Annotated in this window: 12 protein-coding genes and 1 pseudogene; 9 read left to right on the top strand and 4 right to left on the bottom strand. The window is 55.6% G+C overall.

The genetic code is table 11. The annotated features are described in order from the left end of the window. Positions 1-46: 46 nt before the first annotated feature. From ssuE to ssuB, 5 genes are read left to right on the top strand one after another with little or no spacing between them, the layout of a single operon-like run. On the top strand, positions 47-622 hold the full coding sequence (gene ssuE, locus ACMGGQ_RS05650; RefSeq protein WP_008499940.1) for an NADPH-dependent FMN reductase: 576 nt from the start codon (positions 47-49) through the stop codon (positions 620-622). After that, on the top strand, positions 615-1577 hold the full coding sequence (locus ACMGGQ_RS05645; RefSeq protein WP_048222340.1) for a sulfonate ABC transporter substrate-binding protein: 963 nt from the start codon (positions 615-617) through the stop codon (positions 1575-1577). The genes ssuE and ACMGGQ_RS05645 overlap by 8 nt, the downstream gene beginning before the upstream one ends. After that, a complete protein-coding gene (ssuD, locus tag ACMGGQ_RS05640; protein ID WP_045908372.1) occupies positions 1574-2719 on the top strand; it encodes an FMNH2-dependent alkanesulfonate monooxygenase in 1146 nt (381 codons plus the stop codon). Before ACMGGQ_RS05645 ends, ssuD begins: the two co-directional genes overlap by 4 nt. Positions 2720-2728: 9 nt before the next feature. After that, on the top strand, positions 2729-3520 hold the full coding sequence (ssuC, locus tag ACMGGQ_RS05635; RefSeq protein WP_023311016.1) for an aliphatic sulfonate ABC transporter permease SsuC: 792 nt from the start codon (positions 2729-2731) through the stop codon (positions 3518-3520). Beyond that, complete coding sequence (ssuB, locus tag ACMGGQ_RS05630; RefSeq protein ID WP_048027219.1) at positions 3517-4287, top strand: aliphatic sulfonates ABC transporter ATP-binding protein; 771 nt, start codon at positions 3517-3519, stop codon at positions 4285-4287. Before ssuC ends, ssuB begins: the two co-directional genes overlap by 4 nt. Before the next feature lie 105 nt (positions 4288-4392). Here ssuB and pepN read toward each other — a convergent pair whose 3' ends face one another. Further along, positions 4393-7005, bottom strand: a complete 2613-nt coding sequence (gene pepN, locus ACMGGQ_RS05625; RefSeq protein ID WP_420289696.1) for an aminopeptidase N — start codon at positions 7003-7005, stop codon at positions 4393-4395. 254 nt (positions 7006-7259) lie between these two features. On the opposite strand from pepN, the gene pncB reads away from it, so the two are divergent. The 4 genes from pncB (at position 7260) to aspC (ending at position 13144) form a co-directional block, all read left to right on the top strand. Beyond that, positions 7260-8462, top strand: coding sequence for a nicotinate phosphoribosyltransferase (pncB, locus tag ACMGGQ_RS05620; RefSeq protein WP_048027215.1), 1203 nt, complete (start codon positions 7260-7262; stop codon positions 8460-8462). 166 nt (positions 8463-8628) lie between these two features. Continuing rightward, positions 8629-10029: an asparagine--tRNA ligase gene (asnS, locus tag ACMGGQ_RS05615; protein WP_023615887.1), complete on the top strand. Its 1401-nt coding sequence runs from the start codon at positions 8629-8631 to the stop codon at positions 10027-10029. Positions 10030-10635: 606 nt separating this feature from the next. Then, on the top strand, positions 10636-11769 hold the full coding sequence (locus tag ACMGGQ_RS05610) for a porin (RefSeq protein WP_048222328.1): 1134 nt from the start codon (positions 10636-10638) through the stop codon (positions 11767-11769). A gap of 184 nt (positions 11770-11953) precedes the next feature. After that, positions 11954-13144, top strand: coding sequence for an aspartate transaminase (gene aspC, locus ACMGGQ_RS05605; RefSeq protein ID WP_008499949.1), 1191 nt, complete (start codon positions 11954-11956; stop codon positions 13142-13144). A 48-nt stretch (positions 13145-13192) separates the two neighbouring features. Here aspC and ACMGGQ_RS05600 read toward each other — a convergent pair whose 3' ends face one another. The 3 genes and pseudogenes from ACMGGQ_RS05600 to ldtD all read right to left on the bottom strand — a co-directional run bounded on the left by ACMGGQ_RS05600 (position 13193) and on the right by ldtD (position 16409). Then, positions 13193-13840 (bottom strand): MBL fold metallo-hydrolase, encoded by a 648-nt coding sequence (locus ACMGGQ_RS05600; protein ID WP_063621313.1) that lies wholly within the window; start codon positions 13838-13840, stop codon positions 13193-13195. Positions 13841-13860: 20 nt separating this feature from the next. Continuing rightward, positions 13861-14411: pseudogene (locus tag ACMGGQ_RS05595) on the bottom strand (DUF882 domain-containing protein). A 174-nt stretch (positions 14412-14585) separates the two neighbouring features. Beyond that, complete coding sequence (gene ldtD / locus ACMGGQ_RS05590) at positions 14586-16409, bottom strand: L,D-transpeptidase (protein WP_420289695.1); 1824 nt, start codon at positions 16407-16409, stop codon at positions 14586-14588. Positions 16410-16467 lie beyond the last annotated feature (58 nt).

The raw sequence follows: 16467 nt of genomic DNA, 5'->3' as shown, positions 1-16467 counted from the left end.
TTATGAATGTTAGATAAAAGCAAACAATTAGTTATAAGGAGGAAGTATGCGCGTCATTACCCTGGCCGGAAGTCCACGATTCCCGTCACGCTCCAGCGCCCTGCTGGAATATGCCCGTGAAAAACTGAATGCTCTGGATGTGGAAGTGTGCCACTGGAACCTGCATAACTTCGAACCTGAAGATTTGCTCTACGCCCGTTTCGACAGCCCCGCGCTGAAAACCCTCATTGAGCAACTTAACGGCGCGGACGGCCTGATCGTGGCAACGCCCATTTATAAAGCCTCTTTTTCCGGGGCGCTGAAAACCCTGCTCGATCTGCTTCCGGAACGCGCGCTGGACGGAAAGGTGGTGCTGCCGCTGGCAACGGGCGGTACGGTTGCCCATTTACTGGCCGTGGATTACGCCCTGAAGCCGGTGCTGAACGCGCTGAAAGCGCAGGAGATCCTCCACGGCGTTTTCGCCGATGACTCACAGGTTATCGACTATCAGCACAAACCCCACTTTACGCCCAACCTGCAAACCCGCCTCGATAACGCTCTGGAAACCTTCTGGCATGCCCTGCATCGCCGGGATATCCAGGCCCCGGCGTTTGGTCAGCCTCAAGGAGTCGCCCATGTTTAAAATCTTAACCCGCATCGGACTGGCCGGTTTGATGGCATTTACCTCGCTGGTCCATGCCGCAGAAACGGCTCCGGAAAGCTTACGTATCGGCTATCAGAAAGGCAGCGTCAGCATGGTGCTGGCAAAAAGCCACCAGCTTCTGGAAAAACGCTTCCCGGACACCAAATTCTCCTGGGTGGAGTTCCCTGCCGGCCCGCAGATGCTGGAGGCCCTTAACGTGGGCAGTATCGATCTCGGCAGCACGGGCGATATTCCGCCAATATTTGCCCAGGCGGCGGGAGCGGACCTCGTCTATGTAGGCGTTGAGCCGCCCAAGCCGAAGGCCGAGGTGATCCTGGTGCCTGAAAACAGCGATATTAAAACCGTCGCCGATCTCAAAGGCCATAAGGTCGCATTCCAGAAGGGTTCCAGTTCACACAACCTGTTGCTGCGTGCCCTGCAAGAGGCCGGCCTCAAGTTCACTGACATTCAGCCTGTTTATCTGACGCCTGCCGACGCGCGCGCCGCGTTCCAGCAGAAGAACGTTGATGCCTGGGCCATCTGGGATCCGTACTACTCCGCCGCATTGCTGCAGGGCGGCGTTCGCGTGCTGAAAGACGGTACCACGCTGAAGCAGACCGGCTCGTTCTATCTGGCCGCGCGCCCTTATGCGGAAAAGAACGGCGCATTTATTCAGGGCGTGCTGGATACCTTTACCCAGGCCGATGCCCTGACTCAGAGCCAACGTCAGGAGAGCATTGCCCTGCTGGCGAAAACCATGGGCTTACCTGAGCCGGTGATCGCGAGCTATCTCAACCACCGTCCGCCGACCACCATTACGCCCGTTGACGCGCACGTCGCCGCGCTTCAGCAGCAAACGGCCGACCTCTTCTATCAAAACCACCTGGTTCCAAAACAGGTCACTATTCGCGAACGCATCTGGCAACCCGCAGGCAAAGAAGGAGCTAAATCATGAGTCTGAATCTTTTCTGGTTTTTACCCACCCACGGTGATGGACACTATCTTGGCACAGAAGAGGGTTCACGCCCGGTTGACCATGGCTACCTGCAGCAGATTGCACAGGCAGCAGACCGAATCGGTTTCACCGGAGTGCTGATCCCGACCGGACGGTCATGTGAAGATGCGTGGCTGGTCGCCGCGTCGATGATCCCGGTCACCCAGCGTCTGAAGTTCCTGGTCGCGTTACGCCCGAGCGTGGTCTCTCCTACCGTGGCGGCACGTCAGGCGGCAACGCTGGACCGACTGTCCAACGGCCGCGCCTTGTTTAACCTGGTGACGGGCAGCGATCCGCAGGAGCTGGCGGGCGACGGCGTGTTCCTCGACCATACCGAACGCTACGAAGCCTCCGCCGAGTTCACCCGCGTCTGGCGACGCCTGCTGGAAGGGGAAACCGTTACCTTTGAAGGCAAGCATATTCACGTTCGCGACGCGAAGCTCTACTTCCCACCAGTTCAGCAACCGCGCCCGCCGCTCTATTTTGGCGGGTCGTCGGATGTGGCGCAGGATCTGGCCGCAGAGCAGGTCGATCTCTATCTGACCTGGGGCGAACCGCCTGAACTGGTAAAAGAAAAAATTGCCCAGGTTCGCGCAAAGGCGGCCGCCCATGGCCGCAAGGTGCGCTTCGGTATCCGTCTGCATGTGATTGTGCGCGAGACCAATGAAGAAGCCTGGCAGGCGGCGGACCGCCTGATCTCCCATCTGGATGATGAAACGATCGCCAGAGCCCAGGCCGCGTTTGCCAAAACCGACTCCGTCGGGCAGCACCGGATGGCGTCCCTGCACAATGGCAAGCGCGAGAACCTGGAGATCAGCCCGAACCTGTGGGCGGGCGTCGGTCTGGTGCGCGGCGGTGCGGGCACAGCGCTGGTCGGCGATGGCCCGACCGTGGCCGCGCGTATCAATGAATACGCCGAACTGGGCATCGACAGCTTTATTCTCTCCGGTTATCCGCATCTGGAAGAGGCGTACAAGGTGGGCGAACTGCTGTTCCCGCACCTGGATGTCGCCATTCCTGAGGTGCCACAGCCGCAGCGGCTTCAGCTTCAGGGCGAAGCCGTGGCGAACGAATTCATTCCACGCAAAGCCGCACAGAGCTAAGGAGTGACCATGTCTGCCACCTCACAAAAATGGCTGCTGCGCGCCGCGCCGTGGTTTTTACCCGTCGGCATTGTGGCGCTCTGGCAGCTCGCATCGTCTACCGGCTGGCTGTCGAGCCGCATTCTGCCCTCTCCGGAGGGCGTTGTAGAAGCGTTCTGGTCGCTGAGCGTTAGCGGAGAACTGTGGCAGCACCTGGCGATCAGCTCCTGGCGCGCCGTGATCGGGTTTTCCATCGGCGGCAGCATCGGGCTGGTCCTGGGCCTGATCAGCGGCCTTTCACGCTGGGGTGAACGGCTGCTGGATACCTCCATCCAGATGCTGCGTAATGTGCCGCATCTGGCGCTGATCCCGCTGGTCATTTTGTGGTTTGGAATTGATGAGAGTGCCAAGATCTTCCTTGTGGCGCTGGGCACGCTGTTCCCGATTTACATCAATACCTGGCACGGCATCCGCAATATCGATCGCGGTCTGGTGGAGATGGCGCGCAGCTACGGCTTATCGGGTTTTTCCCTCTTTATTCATGTGATTCTGCCGGGTGCCCTGCCCTCCATTATGGTCGGCGTGCGTTTTGCGCTCGGCCTGATGTGGCTGACGCTGATTGTGGCGGAAACCATCTCAGCTAACTCCGGGATTGGCTACCTGGCGATGAACGCCCGTGAATTCCTGCAAACGGACGTGGTGGTGGTTGCCATTATCCTTTATGCCCTGCTCGGCAAACTCGCTGACGTCAGCGCCCAGTGGCTGGAGCGCAGCTGGCTGCGCTGGAACCCGGCCTATACCCTTCAGGAGGCGAAAGCATGAATACGGCACGACTGAATCAGGGGACCCCGTTACTGCTGAACGGCGTCACCAAACGCTACGGCGAAAACACCATTCTTAACGGGCTGGATCTGCATATTCCCGCCGGACAGTTTGTGGCCGTTGTCGGACGCAGCGGCGGCGGCAAGAGTACGCTGCTACGGCTGCTGGCCGGACTGGAAGCCCCCAACGGCGGCGACATTCTGGCAGGGACAACGCCGCTTGCGAATATCCAGGACGATACCCGCATGATGTTCCAGGACGCGCGGCTGCTGCCGTGGAAAACGGTTATCGACAATGTCGGGCTTGGCCTTAAGGGCAGCTGGCGGGATGAAGCCCGCCAGGCGCTGGCCGCCGTTGGGCTGGAAAATCGCGCCGATGAGTGGCCTGCTGCCCTTTCGGGTGGACAGAAGCAGCGCGTGGCGCTGGCGCGGGCGTTAATTCACCGTCCGGGCCTGCTGTTGCTCGATGAACCGCTGGGCGCGCTCGACGCCCTGACGCGAATCGAAATGCAGGATTTGATTGGATCCCTTTGGCAGGCGCACGGCTTTACGGTACTGCTGGTGACGCATGACGTGAGTGAAGCCGTCGCAATGGCCGACCGGGTGCTGTTAATAGAGGAAGGGAAAATCGGTCTGGATCTGACGGTGGATCTTCCGCGGCCTCGTCGCGTGGGTTCGGCAAGACTGGCGGAGCTGGAGGCTGAGGTATTGGATCGGGTGATGAAGCGGGGGGAAACGGAGTTGCGGCGAGTTAAGGCTAATGTCTGATCCCCTCACTCCGGCCCTCTCCCACGGGGAGAGGGAGGAAACACTAAAAACGGCAACCGAGGTTGCCGTTTTGCTTTTACCTGCCCACCGGGCTTTTTTTCTACATCACGCTAAGGCTTTAGCAATCTTCTCGTACAGATCGCCAGACAGGTTTTCCAGCCCTTTCAGCTGCTCAAGCGCGGCACGCATCTTCGCCTGACGCTTCGCATCGTAGCGTTTCAGACGGATCAGCGGCTCAATCAGACGCGACGCCACCTGCGGGTTACGGCTGTTCAGCTCGGTCAGCATTTCCACCATGAACTGATAACCGCTGCCGTCTTCGGCGTGGAACGCGGCCGGGTTGCTGCTGGCAAACGCGCCAATCAGCGAACGCACGCGGTTTGGGTTGCTCAGGGTAAAGGAGCGATGCTTCAGCAGGCTGCGCACGTTGCTGAGCGCATCGGCCGACGGGCTGGTCGCCTGCAGGATGAACCACTTGTCCATCACCAGGCCATCCTGATGCCACTTGTCGTCGTACTCCTGCATCAGCGCATCGCGGCACGGCAGTTCGGCGGCAACGCTTGCGCCCAGCGCGGCCAGCGCGTCGGTCATGTTATCCGCTTCGTGATACTGCTTGCTCACCAGGGTGTTCGCCAGCTCGGTTTCACCAAACGCCAGATAGCGCAGGCAGGTGTTGCGCAGAGAACGTTTACCGATGTCCGCGTGCTCAACGCGATAAGCGTCGAGCTTGTTGGCGTTATAAATGGCGAGGAACTCGTCCGCCAGCTCAGCAGCCAGCGTACGGGTCAGCGCTTCACGCACCGCCACGATCGCGATCGGATCGATAATCTCGAACAACTCCGCGATTTCCGTTGCTGACGGCAGGGTCAGAATTTCAGCGGCGAGCGCCGGGTCAATTTTCTCATCCAGCAGGACCGCGCGGAACGCGTCAGCGACGTGAACGGGCAGCGACAGCGGCTGGCCCTGCTGATGACGGTTTACGTTGAGCTTGATGTAGGTCGCCAGCAGGCTTTGTGCGGCATCCCAGCGGGAGAAGTCGTTACGCGCGTGACGCATCAGGAACGTCAGTTGCTGATCGCTCCACTTGTACTCCAGCTTCACCGGCGCGGAGAATTCACACAGCAGCGCAGGCACCGGCTGGAAATAGACGTTATCGAAGATAAAGGTCTGCTCGGCCTGGGTCACGTTCAGCACGTGGTGTACCGGGTGGCCGCCCTTCTGCAGTGGAATGACTTTGCCTTCGTTATCGTACAGCTCAATGCTGAACGGAATATGCAGCGGGTATTTCTCTTCCTGCTCTGCCGTCGGCGGCGTGCGCTGGCTGATGGTCAGGGTGTACTGCTCGGTTTCTGGATTGTAATCGTCTTTGACGGTAACAATCGGCGTACCGGCCTGGCTGTACCAGCGGCGGAAGTGGGAAAGATCGACATTAGAGGCATCTTCCATTGCCTGCACAAAATCGTCGCAGGTGGCCGCGCTGCCGTCATGACGCTCGAAGTAGAGCTGCATCCCTTTCTGGAAGTTCTCTTCACCCAGCAGAGTGTGGATCATGCGGATAATTTCAGCGCCTTTCTCATACACCGTCAGGGTGTAGAAGTTGTTCATTTCGATGACTTTATCCGGGCGGATCGGATGCGCCATTGGGCTGGCATCTTCCGCAAACTGCAGGCCGCGCATGGTTCGCACGTTGTTGATGCGGTTCACCGCGCGTGACCCCAGATCGGAGCTGAACTCCTGGTCACGGAAGACGGTCAGGCCCTCTTTCAGGCTCAGCTGGAACCAGTCGCGGCAGGTGACGCGGTTACCGGTCCAGTTGTGGAAATATTCGTGGCCGATGACGCGTTCGATATCGAGATAATCTTTATCGGTGGCGGTATCGGTGCGCGCCAGCACGTATTTGGAGTTAAAGACGTTCAGGCCTTTGTTTTCCATTGCGCCCATGTTGAAGAAATCAACGGCGACGATCATATAGATGTCGAGGTCATATTCGAGGCCGAAGCGCTCTTCGTCCCACTTCATGGAGTTGATGAGCGAGGTCATCGCCCACGGCGCGCGGTCCAGGTTACCACGGTCAACAAACAGCTCCAGCGCCACCTCGCGGCCTGAGCGCGTTTTGAAGGTGTCGCGCAGCACGTCGAAATCGCCCGCCACCAGCGCAAACAGGTAGCACGGTTTTGGGAACGGATCCTGCCACTGAACCCAGTGACGGCCATTATCCAGCTCGCCTTCACCTACGCGGTTGCCGTTGGAGAGCAGGAAGGGATACAGGGTTTTATCGGCGATGATTTTAGTGGTGAAGCGCGCCAGGACATCTGGCCGATCGAGATACCAGGTAATGTGGCGGAACCCTTCCGCTTCACACTGGGTACACAGCGCCACGCCAGACTGGTACAGCCCTTCCAGCGCGGTATTGGCGGCCGGGCTGATTTCATTCACGATGCGCAGCGTAAACTGATCCGGCAGGTTGTCGATGACCAGCTGGTTGTTTTCTTCTTTATAGTCCGACCAGGCTTCATCATTAATATGCAGGGAGACCAGCGTCAGGTCTTCGCCATCCAGACGCAGCGGCACGGCAGTTGCGCTGTGGCGCGTCACCTGACTCACCGCCGTGACAACGGTTTTAGTGGCATCCAGGTCAAAAGTCAGATCGATTTCGCTAATCAGATAATCCGGCGCACGGTAGTCGTGGCGGTATTTGGCTTGTGGCTGTTGTGTCATAGAAAACCTTATGCATCGTTTGTCGAGTAACGTTTCAATATATTCCTGTTGCGCAAAACGCGCTATGCAGAATGTTCATCTTTTCAGGGTCAACACCTTTTTTTGCTACATTTGTATAACACGGGGCACAAAATGCCCTCGACCATAAAACGCGCTTATGTTGTGATCGGGGTTCAATAAATCACTAAACAAGGTATACTCCGGAGTTGTTTATTGTACTAAACGCTCCTGTGAGAGGATGCTACTGCGCACCTATGACTCAATTCGCTTCTCCAGTTCTGCATACGTTGCTGGATACCGACGCGTATAAACTGCACATGCAGCAAGCCGTTTTCCACCATTACTATGACGTTCATGTCGCGGCGGAATTCCGCTGCCGTGGCGACGACTTGCTCGGTATCTACGCAGACGCCATTCGTGAACAGGTCAATGCTATGCAGCATCTGACGCTGCAGGACGAGGAATATCAGTGGCTTTCTGGCCTGCCTTTCTTCAAAGCCGACTACCTGAACTGGCTGCGCGATTTCCGCTATAGACCGGAGCAGGTCACCGTGGTTAACGATAACGGCAAGCTGGATATTCGCCTTGAAGGTCCGTGGCGGGAAGTGATCATGTGGGAAGTGCCGCTTCTGGCGGTGATCAGTGAACTGGCTCACCGCTATCGCTCACCGGAAACGGGCGTAGCGCAGGCGGTTGCCTCGCTGGAAAATAAGCTCGCTGACTTCTCCACGCTGACCGCAGGGCTGGACATGTCCCGCTTCCGCCTGATGGACTTTGGCACCCGTCGCCGTTTTTCGCGCGACGTCCAGGAGGCCATCGTTAAACGTCTGCAACAGGAGCCATGGTTCGTGGGCACCAGTAACTACGATCTGGCCCGTCGCCTCAACCTGACGCCAATGGGTACCCAGGCACACGAGTGGTTCCAGGCGCATCAGCAGATCAGTCCTGACCTGGCAAACAGCCAGCGCGCGGCACTGGCTGCATGGCTTGAGGAGTACCCGAATCAACTCGGGATCGCCCTCACCGACTGTATTACGATGGATGCCTTCCTGCGCGACTTTGGACCTGAATTTGCGGAGCGTTATCAGGGACTACGCCACGATTCAGGGGATCCGATTGAGTGGGGCGAGAAGGCCATTGCCCATTACGAGAAACTGGGCATTGACCCGATGAGCAAGGTGCTGGTCTTCTCCGATAACCTCGATCTGGCGAAAGCCGTCGAACTCTATCGCCATTTCAACGCCAGAGTGAACCTGAGCTTCGGGATTGGTACCCGGTTAACCTGCGACATTCCTCAGGTAAAACCTCTGAATATCGTGATAAAGCTGGTGGAATGTAACGGCAAGCCGGTGGCGAAACTCTCCGACAGCCCGGGCAAAACCATCTGCCATGACAAGGCGTTTGTCCGCGCATTGCGCAAAGCCTTCGATCTTCCCCAGATCAAAAAAGCCAGTTAAGCGCTTAAGGGAGCCGTCATGGCTCCCCTCTTCTTATTTATTTCTCAATTCTTCTCTTTTGACTGCGAAATTTACTTGTCTGATAGCGGATGGCAGGTAACATAGATATCCCCCCATAAGGGTGGACAAGTGTTTATTTTTTCCGACTATTAACAGAGAGAATATTATGAGCGTTGTGCCTGTAGCCGACGTACTCCAGGGCCGTGTCGCCGTTGACCAGGAAGTCACCGTGCGCGGATGGGTGCGTACCCGCCGAGATTCTAAAGCTGGCATCTCCTTCCTTGCCGTCTATGACGGTTCCTGCTTTGATCCTGTACAGGCCGTCATTAATAATTCTCTGCCCAATTACAATGATGACGTTCTGCACCTGACGACGGGCTGTTCCGTTATTGTCACCGGCGTGGTCGTGGCATCCCCGGGTCAGGGTCAGAGTTTCGAAATTCAGGCTTCTGCCATTGAAGTCACCGGCTGGGTTGAAGATCCGGATACCTATCCGATGGCGGCTAAACGTCACAGCATTGAGTATCTGCGTGAAGTGGCGCACCTGCGTCCACGTACCAACCTGATTGGTGCGGTTGCTCGCGTACGTCATACGCTGGCGCAGGCGTTGCATCGTTTCTTCGATGAGCAGGGTTATTTCTGGGTGTCTACCCCGCTGATCACCGCGTCCGATACGGAAGGCGCCGGTGAGATGTTCCGCGTCTCAACGCTGGATCTCGAAAACCTGCCGCGCACCCCGGAAGGTAAAGTGGACTATGACAAAGACTTCTTTGGTAAAGAGGCCTTCCTGACCGTATCCGGTCAGCTCAACGGCGAAACGTACGCCTGCGCGCTGTCTAAAATCTATACCTTTGGCCCTACCTTCCGTGCCGAAAACTCCAACACCAGCCGTCACCTGGCGGAATTCTGGATGCTGGAGCCTGAAGTGGCGTTCGCCAACCTGGACGATGTTGCGGGTCTGGCGGAAGCAATGCTGAAGTATGTCTTCAAAGCGGTGCTGGAAGAGCGTCCGGACGACATGAAATTCTTCGCCGAGCGCGTAGACAGCGACGCAGTAGCCCGTCTGGAGCGCTTCGTCTCTGCCGATTTTGCGCAGGTGGACTACACCGACGCGGTGGCGATCCTCGAGAAATGCGGTGAGAAGTTCGAAAACCCGGTTTACTGGGGCGTAGACCTGGCGTCTGAGCACGAGCGCTATCTGGCCGAGAAGCATTTCAAAGCGCCGGTTGTCGTTAAAAACTATCCGAAAGACATTAAGGCCTTCTATATGCGCCTTAACGAAGACGGTAAAACCGTGGCGGCGATGGACGTCCTGGCGCCGGGCATCGGTGAAATCATCGGTGGTTCACAGCGTGAAGAGCGTCTTGACGTGCTGGACGCGCGTATGGAAGAGATGGGTCTCAACCCTGCGGACTACAGCTGGTACCGCGATCTGCGTCGTTACGGTACCGTACCGCACGCTGGTTTTGGTCTGGGCTTCGAGCGTCTGATCGCCTACGTGACCGGTGTGCAGAACGTTCGTGACGTGATTCCGTTCCCACGTACACCACGTAACGCCAGCTTCTAATCGGTAAAAGACTAAAATGGCCAGCTTGTGCTGGCCATTATTTTATTCTGCATTGTCAGTTTTCGTCAGCGCAAAGTCAGCTTCTTTAAACCATCACCCCGTCACAATCCCTGGTTGTTACGTTTTATTTCCACGAAATATCCAGCCACAAAAAATAAACCCCATTCTTATTGCGACTATTACATTCTCAAGCGATAGCACAAATTTCAACCAGTTTTAAAGCCATCCAGAAGGCTTTTCGGCGCCATAAGAAAAAACGAGTCGTTTAGCGTCTGTTTATATGAAATGCCTTTATCCAAATTAATCATAAGGAATTCATATATATAGGATATGTCCTGTCGCTTAATTCGCCAGGACGCTCTGAAGTTTGAGGTGGTTCACAAAGTTCCCAAAAATACACATTTAGTTACACATATTTTCTTTTGGTTACCTAATCTTGAGAATTGTAGCACTTTCAGGCTAGCGAAACGCTTCGGCGAATGGAAAGATGCCTGTCAGATACATAAAGACACCAAACTCTCATCAATAGTTCCGGAAATATTTATTGACAGAATTTATTGACGGCAGTGGCGAGTGTCATAAAAAAACCAATGAGGGTAATAAATAATGATGAAGCGCAATATTCTGGCAGTGGTAATCCCTGCCCTGCTGGTAGCCGGTGCAGCGAACGCTGCAGAAATCTATAACAAGAACGGCAACAAACTGGATCTGTACGGGAAAGTTAATGCTGAGCGTGACTTCGTTACCAATGGTGATAACACCAATAACTCAGATTCAACTTACGCTCAGATCGGTTTCAAAGGCGAAACTCAGATCAACGACCAACTGACCGGTTATGGTCAGTGGGAATACCGTGCACTGGCAAGCTCTGCGGAAGGTGAACAATCTGCAAACAACTCTACTCGTACTCGTCTGGCTTTCGCTGGCCTGAAAATGGCTGACGCTGGTAGCCTCGACTACGGCCGTAACTACGGCATCGTATACGATGTAGAATCCTACACCGACATGGCGCCAACCTGGTCCGGCGAAACCTGGGGTGGTGGTTATGTTGATAACTACATGACCAGCCGTTCTACTGGCCTGCTGACCTACCGTAACAACGATTTCTTCGGTCTGGTTGATGGTCTGAGCTTCGGTCTCCAGTACCAGGCTAAAAACGAACGCGCTGACCTGCGTCGTGCGAATGGCGACGGTGTTGGTTACTCTGTAGCTTATGACTTCGGCAGTGGCTTTGCTCTGACTGGTGCGTACAGCAATGCTAACCGTACTGTTGACCAGAAGGCCGATGGTAAGGGCGACAAAGCTGAAGCATGGGCAATTGGCGGTAAATACGATGCCAACAGCCTGTATCTGGCAGCTGTGTATGCAGAAACCCGCAACATGAGCATCCTGGGCAACAGCACCGGTTCTAATACTCCGAATGCTGATGGTGACGTGTTCAACGTAGCGAATAAAACCCAGAACTTCGAAGTCATTGCTCAGTACCAGTTCGACTTCGGCCTGCGTCCATCCCTCTCCTACGTCCAGAGTAAAGGTAAAAACCTGAACACCGTATCTGGCGGCGATGCAGATCTGGCTAAGTACGTTGAAGTTGGGGCTACTTACTACTTCAACAAAAACTTCAACGTATCTGCTGACTACCGTATCAACCTGATCGACGAAGATCAGGCCAAGCGCACTGGCGGCGGCTGGGTTGGTACCGACGACCAGGTTGGCCTGGCAGCTGTTTACCAGTTCTAATCAGTACACCACTTTGTTATATGCTTAATGAACAGGGCTTCGGCCCTGTTTTTTTATGCCTGACAGAAAATAATGGCGACTTTTGAAAAGCCGCACGCTTTTCGTCGCAAACGGTTGGCATTTTGTAAATCTACCGTTAACCTGATAGCGGATTTCACTTCTGTAATCACAATGGAACTTCGTCATGTTTGAGAACATTACCGCCGCTCCTGCCGACCCGATTCTGGGCCTGGCCGATCTGTTTCGTGCCGACGACCGCCCTGGCAAAATCAACCTGGGTATTGGTGTATATAAAGATGAAACCGGCAAAACTCCGGTACTGACCAGCGTAAAGAAAGCTGAGCAGTATCTGCTGGAAAACGAAACCACCAAAAACTACCTCGGTATTGATGGTATCCCTGAATTTGGTCGTTGCACCCAGGAGCTGCTGTTCGGTAAAGGCAGCGCAATTGTGAGTGACAAACGTGCCCGTACAGCTCAGACCCCGGGCGGTACCGGCGCGCTGCGCGTGGCGGCGGATTTCCTTGCGAAAAACACCTCTGTGAAGCGTGTCTGGGTAAGCAATCCAAGCTGGCCAAACCACAAGAGCGTATTTAACTCTGCGGGTCTGGAAGTGCGTGAATACGCCTACTACGACGCAGCAAACCACTCTCTGGACTTTGACGGCCTGCTGGCAAGCCTGAGCGAAGCGCAGGCGGGTGACGTGGTGCTGTTCCACGGCTGCTGCCACAACCCAACCGGTATCGATCCAACGCTTGAGCAGTGGGAACACCTGGCGAAGCTGTCCGTAGAGAAAGGCTGGCTGCCGCTGTTTGACTTTGCCTACCAGGGCTTCGCCCGTGGTCTGGAAGAAGATGCTGAAGGGCTGCGCGCGTTCGCCGCCGTGCATCAGGAGCTGATCGTTGCCAGTTCCTATTCCAAGAACTTTGGTCTGTACAATGAGCGTGTAGGTGCCTGTACGCTGGTTGCGGCTAACGATGAGACCGTCGATCGCGCGTTCAGTCAGATGAAATCCGTTATCCGCGCTAACTACTCTAACCCACCGGCACACGGTGCATCTGTTGTTGCGACTATCCTGAGCAACGATGCGCTGCGCGCCATCTGGGAACAAGAGCTGAACGATATGCGTCAGCGTATTCAGCGCATGCGCCTGCTGTTTGTGAACACCCTGGCGGAGAAAGGCGCGGATCGCGACTTCAGCTTTATCATCAAACAGAACGGCATGTTCTCTTTCAGCGGCCTGACCAAAGAGCAGGTTCTACGTCTGCGTGAAGAGTTCGGCGTGTACGCTGTGGCGTCTGGCCGCGTGAACGTTGCAGGCATGACGCCTGACAACATGGCGCCGCTGTGCGAAGCGATTGTCGCCGTACTGTAATTTGCGCCTATAAAAAAGCCTGCGTTATGCAGGCTTTTTTTATGCGGGTTACCAGACAGGCATTTCATCCTGAAGGAACGGATTATGGAGCCGTTCATAGCCTAGCGTCGACATCGGACCGTGCCCAGGGATAAACGTCACATCATCACCCAGCGGCAATAACTTCTGTTTAATCGACTGAATCAGCTGTCCGTGATCGCCGCGCGGAAAATCGCTGCGTCCTACGCCACCTTTGAAAATCACATCGCCGGAGATCAGCAGACGGGACTGGTCATCAAAGAAGACGATATGGCCTGGCGTATGCCCAGGACAATGCAACACCTGTAAAGTCACATTCCCTATGCTAACGCGCTCTCCTTCATCCAGCCAGCGATCGGGCGTCAGAGGCTGACACTCATCAAGGCCAAACATGCGGCTTTGGGCAGGTAACCCCTGCAGCCAGAACTCATCTTCTTTTTCCGGACCGACAATCGGCACGCCGTAGTGTTCAGCCAGTTCAGCCGCTGCGCCCACATGGTCGAGATGACCATGCGTCAGTAAAATCTGCATGAGCGTCACGCCGCTGTCGGCGACTTCCTGCTTGATCTTCTCAGCGTCACCGCCGGGATCGACAAGCGCGGCCAGTTTAGTCTGTTCGCACCAGATGAGTGAACAATTCTGGGAGAACGCGGTAACCGGAATAATACGATAGTTCATACTGCTCCTGTGTTTCGTTATTACCAGTGCCGAACCGGACCGGTATCAATATGCACAAAGTTGCTGCTGGGGTAATATCCTACACCACCTGCGCGCATAGATAACGCAGCTTTGCGAATATTGGCTAACGAAACGCCCTCAATATGGAAATCCATTGCCTGGCCCTTCGTGTGATAGCTTTTTTCGCTACCCCGCGACTGTGGGCGCGCAGTTCATTATTGGTATCAACCGAGCGATAACCAGAAATAAGCTGCACCGGCTTGCTGGTACCCAGCAGGCCCTGAAGGCGGAAAAGCTGATCAAACAGTCCTGGGTCGATGGCTTTAATTTTATTCGCGCGGAAATCACGGAAAAAATGGTTAAGTCTTGCTAATTCATCCTGAATATAGCCTCTGCCATCGAAGAACTCCGCTTTTAACGACTCACCGGTATGAAGATTGTTGAGCGTTAAAACTCGCGGACGAGGTGTCGAGAGGGTGGCAAATGCTGGCGTCGGCAAGATGGCCGCTGCGCCAAGCGCAACACCACCTAACGCCAGCAGTTTGCGGCGATTAGCGTCAAATTTGTCCATGATAATCAGGTCTACAGGTAAAAGAAATCGTAATATGCTTAGCGCACGAAGGGCACCTTAACTGGCAAAACCGGGTACGTCAAGGCGCCCAACCCCAGTGAATACGCGGCTTGCAGCGATATAGCCCCTTATTCACCCTAACTTACGACAATCATTTTTCCCGAACTGCTTCATTTACCTGATTAATTGTTCCGCTTTTGGCAAAATTTGTGCGCCGGATCGCGCGGTGAGATCATAATTGTAAATATCTGTACGGTACTGAGTCCGCCCGTCTTCGCCAACAAACGCCGTCAGATAGTAAAGATTGACCGGAATATTGTGTCGAATATTAACGTAGCGCGTATCCCCCTGCTTCAGGGCATCCGAAATGCGCGTATCGTTCCAGCCCGCATCCTGCAGCAGCATATTGGCCAGCTCCGAGGCTTTGTTCACGCGCACGCAGCCAGAACTCAGCGCGCGCGTATCTTTCTGGAACAGATTGTGGTTCGGTGTATCGTGCAGATAGATAGCGTCAGAACTCGGCATATTGAATTTGTAACGCCCTAAAGAGTTATGCGCCCCCGGTGCCTGCTGGAAACGGAACGGCAGGTTAGAAGCCGTGATTGTCGACCAGTCGACCATATAAGGATCGATGGCCTCTTTACTGTTCCAGCCACGCATCACCGTATAACCATGACGTTCCAGATAACCCGGATCGTTCCAGACCTTCGGCAGAATGTCTTTACGCGCCAGCGTCGGTGGCACGTTCCACGGCGGGTTAACCACCACATTATTCAGCGCGCTGCTCATCATCGGCGTTTTGCGATCCGGACGCCCGACAATCACGCGTGACGCCAGTTTTTCGCTACCGTCCTGATAATAGACCAGTGAATACGCCGGAATGTTAACCATAATCCCGGTAGAGAGGGTTCCAGGCAGCAGGCGCAAACGCTGGATATTGAGCGCCAGCACTCCAGCCCGCTGCGCAGGCGATACGTTCAGCCAGTCTCGTGTCGTCTGGCCAATGACGCCATCGGCTCCCAGTCCCTGAGCGGCCTGGAATTGCTTCACTGCCGCAACCAGCTCACGATCGTATGCCGCGGGTTTATTGCTGACGGCAATCGCTTTTTTCTCTTTCACGGGCGCTGACGGGCTGACCGCCGCGTTTTGTGGATCGTCACCAGGCAGAGCGATATGTGGCCCGCCATCAAGAAGACCGGAGCGCGTCAGGATCTCACGCAGAGCAGGCACATCGCTGCTCCACTGCCCCGGACGCAGCGTCGCGGTGCCGCGCATCTGCGGCCATGGACGCGAGTCGCCCACCAGCGCGAGAAGCGACTCGTGCAGAGTGGCATATTGTGGATGCGCCGGTGCGAGGCTGGCAATAAAGCGCGGCAGTTCGCCGTTATCCAGGGCTAACTGCCACTGGTTAATCACCGACAGCGCCGGCGTCGCCAGCTTATACGGCTTGTCGCTGTACAGCCAGCGGTTGCCATTAACCGGAATACCCGCCACGAACTGCAGATAGCCCATCATGGCATCGGAAAGCACGACGTCCCGTGCCTGACCGGACACGGCAGGATCGGTTAACAGCTCAACCCACTTTGTAAACTGTGGCTGAAACCCTGCAATCGCGACCTCCGCCAGCTGCTGCTGGAAGGCGCGCACGGCATCGCGGTTTTCCCACATCGGTTTCATATCGCGGGCAGCATAGAGGAGCGTGAGCTGATTGATATAGACCGGCGTGTAGCCTGACGGCAGCCCTGACTGCAGCTGCTGGCTGAGCGAATCGGCATCGATGCCTTCCGGCAGCGGCTTAATACCGGCCATGATAGCCGTCGCCGGAGACTGTTCCAGCGGCTGGGACAACGACGTAGGCTGCGTGCCTGTCGTTGCCGAGCTGTCAGCCGGCACAATTTCAGGCTCGTCGGCCTGGGCGGTTAACAGTGGAGCAAACATCACTGCCAGGCATAAACTAAGCGCCGACAGCTGACGACCACATTCTTTCTTAAGCAACATCCCTTGCCCCCTGTTTTCACGACATGCCCATCACGTTGGGGCTTTCTTTCATTATAGG

Source organism: Enterobacter sp. BNK-13 (genome assembly GCF_048685015.1).
Classification (GTDB): Bacteria; Pseudomonadota; Gammaproteobacteria; order Enterobacterales; family Enterobacteriaceae; genus Enterobacter; species Enterobacter quasiroggenkampii.
Note: the sequence above shows the minus strand (reverse complement) of the source record. Positions and strands in the feature narration are given on the sequence as shown.